This window comes from Microcoleus asticus IPMA8 (assembly GCF_013179805.1).
Classification (GTDB): domain Bacteria; phylum Cyanobacteriota; class Cyanobacteriia; order Cyanobacteriales; family Microcoleaceae; genus Microcoleus; species Microcoleus asticus.
Map to the genome: position 1 here is coordinate 1 of NZ_SRRZ01000178.1, position 11,860 is coordinate 11,860.

Below are 11,860 nucleotides of genomic sequence, written 5' to 3' on the forward strand. Positions count from 1 at the left end.
TTAGTAGTGTAGATTTTCAGATCTGAAGTCTATTTATTTTCAACTCACCTTTGCTGAGTCTTTTCTTGCTGCCTAGTCTAAACTCCAGTAGTTACACAAAGGCTTTAATTGTTTTTGGAGATGTCTAATGTCTAAAAAAATTAACATTAACTAAAAGTCCTATTTAAGGATTTAATGACTATTAATACTGCTTAATAAGATAAACGTGCATCTACGACGATCTCTCAAGTGTTCGCTGCATCGACTTGTTAGACGGGAATCCACATTGTTATCCACTGTTTTTCTTGGCTGCTGCTTTCTGAGGAAAGAAAGATGCTGGTATCAACAAGTATTGTTCTGCAATTCACAGTTTTTCTAGGCTTCTGCTTTCCCCCCTGCTGGGGTAGGGGGGGTTGCCTTCTACCTTCTGCCTTCAGGGAATAGGAGCAAAACTATAAATTTTTTGAGGTTCGAGCCGATCGCAAATTCTGGTTAATTCCGACAAAAGGAATGTCTCGCGATCGAGCTGGACTTGCAGGGTTTTGAGCGGATCTGCACCGGAGGAAACCAGGAATTCTAATTTTTGCAAATCCGACCAGGTGGCTATTTCGCCGAGAATTTGACCGATCGCCTTGACGTAAGGATGGTTTGGATCTTTGTACCAATCGGGGGCTGCGAGTCCGGCTTGATCGAAGCCGAGGTGAACGATGAGGGAGCCTTCTCCGAAAAGGGCTATTCCCACCGGCCGCGCTTCTTCTTGCAGCAACAAGTGCTGGCTAGCCGCCAACTGCCGCAGCTTTTCGAGGTGTTCGTACCGATTGTGAATGGCAGAATCTTCCTCTTTTCCTTCTGCTTTCTGGCTTCTACCTTCTTCCTTCGTTTCGTTCCACTGAATCGCCACTGTTACTAAATAAGTTTGCAGCAGCATATGACCGAGTTTTTCGGCTTTTGTTGCTAGATAGATCGAGTTGTAATCTGTGGCTTCAATTAGTAAGGGGACGCGATCGGCTACTTCAATTCCATAACCTTTCAAACCGGCAATTTTGCGCGGGTTGTTGGTAATCAACCGAATTTTTTTAACTCCCAAATCGTTCAGCATTTGCGCTCCGACGCCGTAGTTCCGCAAGTCGGCGGGAAATCCCAACCGTTCGTTGGCTTCTACGGTATCCAATCCCAAATCTTGCAGGGAGTAAGCTTTTAGTTTATTTACCAATCCAATGCCCCGACCTTCTTGGCGCAAGTAAACGATGACGCCAGAACCGACATTTTCGATCATTTTCAGTGCTGCTTGCAGTTGCATCCGGCAGTCGCAGCGCAGGGAACCCAAAGCATCGCCGGTCAGGCATTCGGAATGCACCCGCACCATCACGGGTTTGTCTTTAAATTCTGCCGGGTCGCCCTTGACAATAGCAACGTGTTCTGAATTATCTTGGGTGTCGCGGTAGGCGTAAATCATAAACTCGCCGAATTGAGTGGGCAATTTGGCGACGGTTTCGCGGCGGACGAATCGATCGTGCTTGAGCCGGTAGCTAATTAAGTCGGCAATACTGATGATTTTGAGGTTGTGGATTTTGGCGTACTCGATCAATTCGGGCAGCCTCGCCATCGAACCGTCGGGGTTTTGAATTTCGCAGATGACGCCGGCAGGATACAGGCCCGCGAGTCTGGCGAGGTCAACCGAGGCCTCGGTGTGACCGGCGCGTTTGAGGACGCCGCCGTCGATCGCCCGCAGGGGAAAAATGTGACCGGGACGGCGCAAGTCTTGAGGTTTGGTGTCCGGGTGGATCGCTACTTGGATGGTGCGCGCCCGGTCTTCGGCGGAGATACCGGTACTGACGCCGTTGACTGCATCGATGCTGACGGTGAAGGCAGTTTGGTTGTTGTCAGTATTTTTGCTGACCATCAGGGGCAATTCCAGGCGATCGAGCCTTTCACCACTCAAAGCCAGACAAATCAAACCTCGCGCGTTCACGGCCATAAAATTGATGTTGTCGGGGGTGGCGAATTGGGCGGCACATATCACGTCGCCTTCGTTTTCGCGATTTTCGTCATCGACTACTACCAGGGGGCGACCTGCTTTGAGGTCTGCGAGGGCGCTGTCGATCGAGTCAAATTGAAATGATTGTGTTGAGGTGTGGTTATTGGGCACTGAGAAGTTCAAGCTATAAACAGTAATGTTATGGAAATAGAATCTATTTTTGATTGTAACCTTTTGTTTCCGACAGGGGCATTCCCGGATCGAGATGAGTTTGACAAGATTTCTGAACTCACTTACTATAAATATTGTACTTTGTCAATAAAATCTTTCCCTAATATTGCATGAGCTTGACTGATATCGCGAGGCTTTTAGGTAAACCGTACTTCCAAGCTCCTAATTGCTTAATTTATAACATGGACTGTTTGGAAGTATTGAAGTTGCTGCCCGATAAATTTGTAGATTTAACCGTTACCAGCCCGCCTTATAACATCGGCAAAGAGTACGAAAAATCCTTGGTGTTAGATGAGTATTTAAACTGGTGCGAGCAGTGGATAGCGGAGGTTTACCGAGTAACGCTCGATCGAGGAGCATTTTGGCTGAATTTAGGTTATTTGTCAATTCGCGATCGGGCAAAAGCAATTCCGATTTCCTACCTGCTTTGGGACAAAGTGCCTTTTTATCTGATTCAAAAAGTTGTCTGGAACTACGGCGCGGGAGTTGCTGGCAGCAAGTTCTTTTCACCCCGCAATGAAAAGTTTCTCTGGTATGTGAAAAATCAAGATAAGTATACATTTAATTTGGATGAAGTGCGCGACCCAAATGTGAAATATCCGAATCAGAAAAAGAACGGCAAGATTAAAGTAAACTTAAAAGGCAAAAATCCGACGGATGTTTGGCAGTTCCCAAAAGTTACGTCGGGGAAAAACCGAGCTTCAAAAGAACGTACGCCTCACCCCGCTCAATTTCCTGTTGCTGTTGTCGATCGCATCATCAAGTCTGCATCGAATTTAAACGAAATTGTTTTAGATCCGTTTATGGGTTCCGGTACTACAGCAATTGTGGCTCTGGGTTTGCAGCGTCAAGTTATTGGATTTGAAATTAGGGCTGATTACTGTGAGATTGTGGCTAATAGAATCGATAATTTTTTGATGGACAAGGAAATTAGAGAAGCACAGTTATCTTTATTCTAAAGTTGGTAATTGCAGCAATTTATAACGTTCAACAGCAGGACTTAATTTCGCTTGTTGTCCTGTTGCAGCGGCTTGACCTTGCCAATCTTCTCGGTCTAACCATCCAAATCTGACTAAATTAATCTGCGGGACTTGTGAGCCTTGAATGTTTCTGTTGAATTTCTGGAAATTAACAACAAGGTAATAGCCAGATTTATTCTTTTTTCCTTCTATACCAGTAGTGCTTAGTTGAGTATAACTGCGATTTCCATATGTATTACGATTACTTGAAGAGGTTTTAATCTCGATCGAGAAGCAATCATTTAGAAGACAGACCAGATCTTTTTCAGTAGCATTTTCTTCGCGGCGCCAAATTTCTGGGTATCGCCTAGCCAATTCTAATGGGATGAGTTCGTGCAAAAAGTATCCCATAATTTGGGGGCGGGGAAATAAATCGACACCTATTTTATAGTTTTTGCTAGTTAGATTAGATTCAAATATTTCTCGCCAGACTTAAATTACTACTTCATATATTTCATCCGGGTTAAGTGGATGTATCTCTATCAGTTCCCTGGTTTTTGCTGCCCAATCTGCTGTGGCAAGCCCCGCATAAGGTGAAGTCATTTACTCTATCCCCTCCAACAATTCGCTTAGCGATACTCCCAAAGCTTTAGCTAGACGCACAATATTCAGAAGTGCAACATTTCTCTCGCCACGTTCAATGCCGCCAATGTAATTTCGATGCAGTTCTGCTAGTTCAGCTAACTCCTCTTGGCTTAGCCCCCTAGCTTTTCTCAATTTCCGAACCTGTTCGCCAAATATTTTAAGCTTTATATTTTTTTTCACTAGAAAAATTTAAAGCTTGTAACGGCTTTAAATCTACACACTATGAGTGTTAATTTAAAAAAAGTTTCAATCAACTTGGCAGTCTGGCACTGTCCAGCCATTTTTCTGGACGATCGCACTGCCCAGAAAGTAGCGCTATTCTTAAAACGCTGACCCAACATCTGAGAAAATCTTGTTACCACACAATACGATTTTCTCAGATGACCGCAATAACTTAGCCAAAGTGGCTCCCTTATCCTATCTCCTGGATGCGAGCCTGTGCACTGCTTTACACTCTTACTCTCCTAGTTAAGTCTCAACTTCCCCTTAGACACAGTGAAAGCATTTTCGCCGTCGTGATTGGAGCCTGGGTTACAGTACCGTTTGTGTTTACCTTTTTTCATTGGGCAATTGCATCTGGGGAAAAACCGAGCTTCAAAATAACGCACGCCTCACCCCGCTCAATTTCCTGTTGCTGTTGTCGATCGAATCATCAAGTCTGCATCGAATTTAAACGAAATTGTTTTAGATCCATTTATGGGTTCCGGTACTACAGCAATTGTGGCTCTGAGTTTGCAGGGTCAAGCGATCGGATTTGAAATTATGGCTGATTACTGTGATATTGAGCCTAATCGAGTTGATGATTTTTTGACGGACAAGGAACTCAGAGAAGCACATTTATCTTTATTCTATGGTTGGTAATTGCAGCAATTTATAAACTTTAACTATTTTATAGATTGGTATCAAATAGAACGTTGGAGGTTAAGTAAAGCGATCGCTGAACACTCAGCGGCAATCTCGCGTGGCTAGCTTACTAAAGCCGATAATTGCTCAAAAAATTAGGAATGTCTGTCTAAATTCATAAGTGCTGCGCCTTGACAAATAAAATTTTACGAGAATGCAAAACACTCGTTTCACATTCTCGGCAGCAGTAACATAAGCAGCACCAAAAGCCCCCAGAACCAGCACAAAACTCAAAGGCAATGGTTGAAATCCGAGCAGGGTTGCCAAGATGTCCAGGGAATGATTATTGTCACTCCGATGCTTGATGGCAACGCCATCAACAAGTATTTTCCGGACGGACTGTTGAGAATGGATTGGCGGGTATGAATGACTAGCACAACCAGCGATACAGAGATTATTTTTACCTCTGTTTCCGTTCAACTCCGATCGATTGCTTGAATAGTAACTGCGAAGTCACAACAGCAACCAGGCAATAAATTGAAGGCACGTCGCTAGTCCCTCAAAAGGAACTGCAAGATCGGGAATGGCAAGGAGATTAAATTGATAGACCACTAATTTGGGATTTACGGTCTCGCTTTTTTTGGTATTATTCTATAATGTTAAAGTCTTTTTTCTTCCTTTATTGTAGGGAATGGTACTGTTGTCAGGGATTTTATCGATGCTTCGATCGCCTTTGTCTGTCAAGCGTTCGGTAGAAAAAGACGATAGGATTCGCTGTCCATCAGAATTCTGAAACCCAGCCACATCAGCACGAAAGGGAAAAACTTGCTCGCATAACGGCTGAGTACCAAAGCAATACCAGGTAGATGCGTCAGAGTATAGGACATAAACAGCCAGCAGCAAACAATAAAATAGCAAATAGGTACGATCACAGCCATATTTTGAATGCTGCTAGTAGCAAATAGGGGAATATAGATGCCAAGATTGTTACCACCGTTAGAAATCGTGACTGCAGAAACGCGATAAGTCTGCGGATCGCGGATTACGTCCCAGAGCGATCGCTGCCGAGAATCAAATCCGCGAAATTTAGAGTTTCTTTTCAGATTATCTGACTTATCTTCGGCTGAATCATCCTTGTTAAGGTTGAGTAAATTATTCAAGCCAATGAGTATCGGCAAAATCCCCAGTAGCCCCGTCCAAGTTGAGGGAATTGCTAGCCCCAGCAAAAAACCAACTAAACTTATCATCATTAATGCGGTGAACCCTATAAGCTCACCCACCACAATGTGTTTAGGACGAAAAGTACGATTAACCTCACTGAAGAAGGCAGTCAGATAAATGTTGTCGTCAAACGTTGTTGCGACAGCAACAGCCAGTCCGATCTTAATTGTTGCAATTAACCAATCCATTACCATCTCTCACTCAACACCTATCCGATCGCCGAAACTACAGATTTCTCAACCGCTGTGAAAAATCACCATCATCTCGGTATGATAATGTGAGTATCGCATATTGGGTGTAACGAGCAAGCAAATCTGGTAGTTTCTCCGTATCAAGCGGTGCTTTGACTCGATCCCCCATCTTCAGCTCATCCAGCGTCCATCACCTGTGTTTATCAAAGGAGTCATTATGATTAGCCGTTTGATTGACCTTCTGCCTAGAGGCGCAGGTCAAAATATCTTACGGTCGCTCAGTTCGGCCACTCGTAGATCGGCCGCCTATCGGTTTGCAGGCCTATTTTGTATCGGCCTGGTCTCGGTTTTGGTCTTGAGTCTGGCTTTTGACAGTCATGCTGTTGCCGCTTCTGCCTCTGGCAATGTACTCTCCCCTCTAGTAAGTCACGTAAATCAGGTCAAATTGCCTAAAGAATCAACAATCCGGTTACTGGAAACGGTGGGACTGTTTGTGGGGGGCATACTTTTTTGTGTATTTTTGGATCGCTGGTTTTCTAACCGTTCTGCTCAATCGGGCAACACACCCTTAGCTGAGCAAGCGCGGCGGCTCAAGCAACTCAAAATCGGTTATCCAGAGGGTATGACAAATCTGGAAGTCCTGCGTGCTAAAGGTTGGCTCGAAAGCCGTTTGCGACCATTTGGGCTGAGTGTTACTTGGACAAGCTTCTTATCAGCTTCTGCTCTGATAGAAGCATTAAGCAATGGGGCGATCGATTTCTGCGGCGGCGGTGGGACGGCCAGCATCTTCTCGCAAGCAGCAGATCATGTGTTTGTGCGGGTGGCTAAAGAAAAATATACTGCTCCCAAAGGTCAAGCGATTCTAGTACCAGAAGATTCGCCAATTCAGACGGTTGCCGACCTGAAGGGTAAAAAGATAGCTTTTGACAAAGGCTCAAGTGCTCATTATGTGCTGGTGCGAGCACTGGCAAAAGTGGGATTAGAGTTTAGTGACATTGAGCCAATTTATCTGACCCAGCCACAGGCGCTGCCCCTATTCCGCGCGGGTGAGGTCGATGCTTGGGTGATTTGGGTTCCCTACACGACAACTCAAGTCCGAAGTGCTTATCCAGGGTGCTCGATTGCAGACTTAGAGAGCATCTTTGGTGACAAAGCCTCTTTAGAAGTTCCGACCTATTACTACGCGATTCCAGAGTTGGTACGCGACTATCCCGACTTGCTCAAGGTGATTTTAGAAGAGGTAAATGAAGGGGGAGCTTGGGCTAAGAAACAGGAATTAGAAGCTACTAAGCGATTGGCAGAGCACCATGAAATAGATCCATCCATTGTAGAAATTTTACAGCAACGTAGTGCCGAACGTGCTATTATCCCGATCGACGACCAATCGCTCACGGCCCTACAGCACCAGGCAAATATATTTAGAGATTTAGATCTGATTCCTGAGCGGGTGAATGTGAAAGATGGAACCTATAGCTTGCAGACCAAGCAAAACTGGACTTATTAATCTGACAATTAAACTCGAGTGTAATTTTTGTCTGATATCAAATCAGCGCTTCATCGTCGGGCGTAAAATCGAGTCAACATTCAACACTGAACCATCATTCAGTTTTTCGACCCCGAATCAACAGTCAACAGTCATCTGGCTCGTGCAACCGCAATTGATACGAGGTATCTTTTTTTGAGCACAAGTCGGTTAAATATCAGCTCTGTTTGGGTTTCCGGCGGGGTTGTCGCTCCGCCACCGGCAAACCTAAATCTTGATTAGCTGCATTGCCCGCATTTTTCCTAAAAAAAAGCCCTCAACTTTGTGAGGGCTTTGCGATGCCAGGAACGAGACTTGAACTCGTGACACGTGGATTTTCAGTCCACTGCTCTACCAACTGAGCTATCCCGGCTTGTTTTTTCGCGCTTTACTATCTTAGCAGACACACACAGAATTTAGCAAGCACTTTTTCTAATTAATTTTCGATCGCCCGGAACCGCCCGCCTGTAAGCTAAAAGCTGCAACCTAAAATCCAAGAATCGCAATGGCACAGCAACATCGGGACAGCGGAAGTAAGAGTCTGCTTGTCTTGGGTATAATTTGGCTGCTGGGGGCAATTAGCGATCGCCTCTGGTTTGCCCTCGATCGATCTGTCCCGGCGTGGGATCAAGCAGACTACCTGACTAGCACCCTGAAATACTTGCAGGCGTTGCAGCATCCTCAGTGGTTTTCCGGGGAGTGGTGGACAAACTTCTGGCTGCTTTCGACGAAAATTCCGCCCTTGGCATACATCTTAACGGTTCCGTTTCTTCAGGTTTTCGGTACTGGGGGCGATCGGGCAACCCTCGTTCATCTATTATTTAGTGCAATTCTCCTCGCTTCAGTCTACAGTCTGGGCATCCAATTATTTAACCGGCAAGTCGGTTTGTGGGCCGCTGCAATTTGCGTTTTGTTACCGGGGCTTTATCGGTTCCGCTTACAATTTTTACTCGACTATCCCCTCACTGCTGCGATTACTTTTGCTTTCTATTGTCTGACGATGTGGAAGGCTTCTGAAGGAAGAAGGAAGAAGGAAGAAGGAAGTTCGGCAACGGATTTAACGGATGTAACCAATAGAACTCAGTTGGAGGAACGAACAAAGAAAAAGTATAAATTCTCCCCCTCCCACACTCCCCCACTCTCCGCGTCGTCTTTCTTTTGGGCGATCGCCTTTGGAATTTCTCTCGGTTTATCAATATTAGTTAAACACACTACCGTATTATTTCTATTTACCCCGATTGTGTGGTTGGCTGTGGGTGCTGTGCGGCAAAAAGCTTGGGGAAGATTAGGTCAATTAACTGGTGCTCTGTTGCTGTCGGTGGCGGTGTTTGGGCCCTGGGCGAAAACCAATTGGTTGTTAATTTTGACCGGGGGAAAACGGGCAACGCTGGATTCTGCGATCGCCGAAGGAGATCCGGGCATCAATACGATCGATGCTTGGATTTACTACGGTCAACACTTACCCGAACACATTTCTTGGCCTCTGTTACTTATTCCCTTAGTAGGATTGATACTTTATTGGCGTCGCCGGCAAAATAGTTCGTCAATCTTGCATCTCAACTCCTGTCGCTGGCTGGCTGTTTTCTGGGGAGGAGCTTATTTAATTAATTCTCTAAATATAAACAAAGACGACCGATATGTGATACCTTATTTGCCAGTTTTATCTATTTTCTTAGCATACTGTTTAACGTTGTGGCCTTCTCGGTGGGGACGACAAATTCGCTGGGGTACAATTGGCTTGGCAATTCTGGCGATGCTGTTCCATATGTGGCCGGTGGGAGGTGCTTTTGGACATAGCTTAGTCCAAATTATCAGTCCCGGCAACTCTAACTATCCTTACTTGGGGAAAGAGTGGCCGCACCGAGAGGTAATTGCAGAAATTATTGATAGGGAACCTTATTTGCAATCTACTTTAGGCGTGTTGCCTTCGACGCCGGAAATTAACCAGCATAATTTGAATTTTTACGGTGCTTTGGCTAATTTTCAGGTTTACGGGCGGCAGGTGGGAACGAATTTAAAACAAGTGCCGCAAGATGTGCGATCGCTCTCTTGGTTCGTAACGAAAACTGGCCCGCAAGGTTCGATCCGCGAAAGGATTAAAAATGCTCAAAATGCAGCAGTAACGGCAATTGAAAAAGGCGATAAATTTGAGTTAGATAAAACTTGGGTTTTGCCAGATTATACTAATTTAAATCTTTATCGCAAGCGAGTGCAGCCTGTCGAAATACAGCCGTTGAATGAAGCGCGATCGCAAGTACAATTAGATCGAGTTACTGTCGGGGGAAAAGCAGTTCCCGGAGTCGCGCTGCCGGTTACTTATACTTGGTCTGGGCCTTGGCAGCAATTGCAGTCTGGTTTAGTGTTGGTAACGTGGAAAAATCAGCAGTCTGGCGATATTCCACTGGGACAGACTTTCAAGATTTTACACGATCGCGCGATCGCCCAGGCGACTTTGCATCCGGGGATGCTGGAAGCGGATAAATTTGCTGTGGGGTTTCGAGTTGTCGATCGCACAGCGATGCTTCCTCCTGCTAATATTGCACCGGGAACTTACAATCTGCAAGCTACTTATCTAAATCGGAAAACCGGCGAAACTTATCCGATAAATGTGCCGGCAGTTAGTGTTAAAATCGAGGCAGAGCCTCTGGATATGCGTTCTCAGGCAGAGCCTGGAAACGAGGATAATACTGATAAGCCTGAGTTAGATTTGGTGACTCAATTGCGGGCGATGGCGGTTAATTTACCCAAAGGATTGCCCGGTTTAGAACCCGTGTTCGAGCAGATTGGGCGCATCAATCAGTACGATCCAATTCAAGATTATACCGTACAAGCGGAACAAGCATTAGAATATCGGTTGAAACAGGAACCAAATAATCTAGAATTGGCTTATGCTTTGGCATTTTCTCGGGTATTGCAGCAGAATGTCAAAAGTGCGATCGCCGCCTTAGAAAAAGTCACTCAACTCGACTCAAAAAACCCTTACGCTTACGCCTATCTCGCTTTCGTACACCTGTACGGCTGGCATCCCAAAGCCGCTCAAACAGCCTTAAAACCTGCTCTCGCTCTCAACTCCAACCTACCGGAAATTAGAGTTTTAAACGGTGTAGCGGAACTGATGCAAGGTAATCTCATTCAAGCATGGCAAGATTTGCAATTCTTAAAAAAACTAAAAATTTAACAATCCCTTTTATTGTGGCACGGGCGTCCCGCCTGTGCTTCCGAATCGGTAAAAAGCAGAAAACCAATGAACCAACCAAGAATTGTCTCTCTAATTCCCAGTGCCACCGAAATTGTAGCAGTTTTAGGATTAACCTATGCAATTGTGGGCCGTTCCCACGAATGCGACTATCCCCCAGAAATCCAAAATTTACCTGTTTGCACTCAGCCTAAATTCAATCCCGAAGGAACTAGCAGCGAAATTCACAACCGCGTGACAGAATTGTTGCAAAATGCCCTCAGCGTGTATAAAGTAGAAATAGATACTTTGGAAAAATTGCAGCCGACTCACATTATTACTCAAGCTCAATGTGAAGTCTGCGCTTGTTCTCTAACAGAGGTTGAACAAGCGGTAAGCACGCTGGTAAATAGCAAGCCGGAAATTATTTCTTTGCAGCCGAATCTGCTAGCAGAAATCTGGACGGATATTCAGCGAGTTGCTGATGCTTTGGGCGTAGATGGCAAAAGTGCGATCGACCTTTTGCAATCCCGCATTGATGCTATTACCTCAAAAACACAAGCATCTTCTATTATTACCACAAAAGAGAGACTTCCCAAAGTAGCTTGCATCGAGTGGATTGAACCTTTGATGGCTGCAGGTAACTGGATTCCCGAATTAGTCGCAATGGCGGGAGGCAATTCGCTATTTGGAATTGTTGGCGAACATTCCCCTTGGTTAAAATGGGAATTGCTAGTAGAAGCTAATCCCGATGTAATTATTTTCATGCCTTGCGGTTTTGATTTAAACCGCACTCGCAGCGAAGCAATGCAGATAACTAAATACGCAGAATGGGCTAATTTGCCAGCAGTAAAAACCGGGAAAGTTTACATAACTGACGGCAATTCTTACTTTAATCGACCGGGGCCGAGATTGGTTGATTCGTTAGAAATTTTAGCAGAAATTCTCCATCCCGAAATCTTCGATTTTGGCTATCGGGGTAAGGGTTGGCAGCCATTTTTGTAAGTACCCACATAAAGCTTTATCTATAGCAATCCTAAATGAATTGTGAAAAGGCATCAAATCTTTTCAAGTTAGGAAAATTGAAAAGATTATATTTAGCAAACAATTGAAATA

General features: G+C 44.9%; 7 protein-coding genes, 1 tRNA gene and 2 pseudogenes. 5 read left to right on the forward strand and 5 right to left on the reverse strand.

Annotated features, from left to right (window positions below):
- Nucleotides 1–412: 412 nt before the first annotated feature.
- Nucleotides 413–2,128, reverse strand: a complete 1,716-nt coding sequence (gene ribBA, locus E5S67_RS29255) for a bifunctional 3,4-dihydroxy-2-butanone-4-phosphate synthase/GTP cyclohydrolase II (RefSeq protein WP_172192610.1) — start codon at nt 2,126–2,128, stop codon at nt 413–415.
- A 170-nt stretch (nt 2,129–2,298) separates the two neighbouring features.
- On the opposite strand from ribBA, the gene E5S67_RS29260 reads away from it, so the two are divergent.
- Nucleotides 2,299–3,147, forward strand: coding sequence for a DNA-methyltransferase (locus E5S67_RS29260; RefSeq protein ID WP_172192611.1), 849 nt, complete (start codon nt 2,299–2,301; stop codon nt 3,145–3,147).
- Here E5S67_RS29260 and E5S67_RS29265 read toward each other — a convergent pair.
- A pseudogene (locus tag E5S67_RS29265) lies at nt 3,139–3,750 on the reverse strand (ScaI family restriction endonuclease). The gene E5S67_RS29260 and the pseudogene E5S67_RS29265 overlap by 9 nt on opposite strands.
- Nucleotides 3,751–3,972 (reverse strand): helix-turn-helix domain-containing protein, encoded by a 222-nt coding sequence (locus tag E5S67_RS29270; protein WP_172192612.1) that lies wholly within the window; start codon nt 3,970–3,972, stop codon nt 3,751–3,753.
- A gap of 441 nt (nt 3,973–4,413) precedes the next feature.
- Between E5S67_RS29270 and E5S67_RS29275 the strand changes: the two are divergent.
- Nucleotides 4,414–4,653: pseudogene (locus E5S67_RS29275) on the forward strand (DNA methyltransferase); the annotation flags it as partial.
- Nucleotides 4,654–5,375: 722 nt separating this feature from the next.
- Here the strand turns inward: E5S67_RS29275 and E5S67_RS29280 are convergent.
- Nucleotides 5,376–6,044: a cadmium resistance transporter gene (locus E5S67_RS29280; RefSeq protein ID WP_172192613.1), complete on the reverse strand. Its 669-nt coding sequence runs from the start codon at nt 6,042–6,044 to the stop codon at nt 5,376–5,378.
- 220 nt (nt 6,045–6,264) lie between these two features.
- Between E5S67_RS29280 and E5S67_RS29285 the strand changes: the two genes are divergently transcribed.
- On the forward strand, nt 6,265–7,551 hold the full coding sequence (locus tag E5S67_RS29285) for an aliphatic sulfonate ABC transporter substrate-binding protein (protein WP_216670794.1): 1,287 nt from the start codon (nt 6,265–6,267) through the stop codon (nt 7,549–7,551).
- A 318-nt stretch (nt 7,552–7,869) separates the two neighbouring features.
- On the opposite strand, the gene E5S67_RS29290 is transcribed toward E5S67_RS29285, so the two are convergent.
- Nucleotides 7,870–7,942: transfer RNA gene (locus tag E5S67_RS29290), tRNA-Phe, on the reverse strand.
- A gap of 132 nt (nt 7,943–8,074) precedes the next feature.
- On the opposite strand from E5S67_RS29290, the gene E5S67_RS29295 reads away from it, so the two are divergent.
- Together E5S67_RS29295 and E5S67_RS29300 are read left to right on the forward strand one after the other, a co-directional pair.
- Nucleotides 8,075–10,747 carry a glycosyltransferase family 39 protein gene (locus tag E5S67_RS29295; protein WP_172192614.1) on the forward strand — a complete coding sequence of 891 codons (2,673 nt, stop codon included), beginning with the start codon at nt 8,075–8,077 and terminating at the stop codon, nt 10,745–10,747.
- 66 nt (nt 10,748–10,813) lie between these two features.
- Entirely contained in the window at nt 10,814–11,749 is a 936-nt protein-coding gene (locus tag E5S67_RS29300) for a cobalamin-binding protein (protein WP_172192615.1), read from the forward strand.
- Nucleotides 11,750–11,860 lie beyond the last annotated feature (111 nt).

Bases quoted from the DNA above. Each gene is read 5' to 3' on its own strand.
- E5S67_RS29285 (WP_216670794.1), top strand. From the start codon at position 6,265: ATGATTAGCCGTTTGATTGACCTTCTGCCTAGAGGCGCAGGTCAAAAT.
- E5S67_RS29260 (WP_172192611.1), top strand. From the start codon at position 2,299: ATGAGCTTGACTGATATCGCGAGGCTTTTAGGTAAACCGTACTTCCAA.
- E5S67_RS29280 (WP_172192613.1), bottom strand. From the start codon at position 6,044: ATGGATTGGTTAATTGCAACAATTAAGATCGGACTGGCTGTTGCTGTC.
- E5S67_RS29295 (WP_172192614.1), top strand. From the start codon at position 8,075: ATGGCACAGCAACATCGGGACAGCGGAAGTAAGAGTCTGCTTGTCTTG.
- E5S67_RS29300 (WP_172192615.1), top strand. From the start codon at position 10,814: ATGAACCAACCAAGAATTGTCTCTCTAATTCCCAGTGCCACCGAAATT.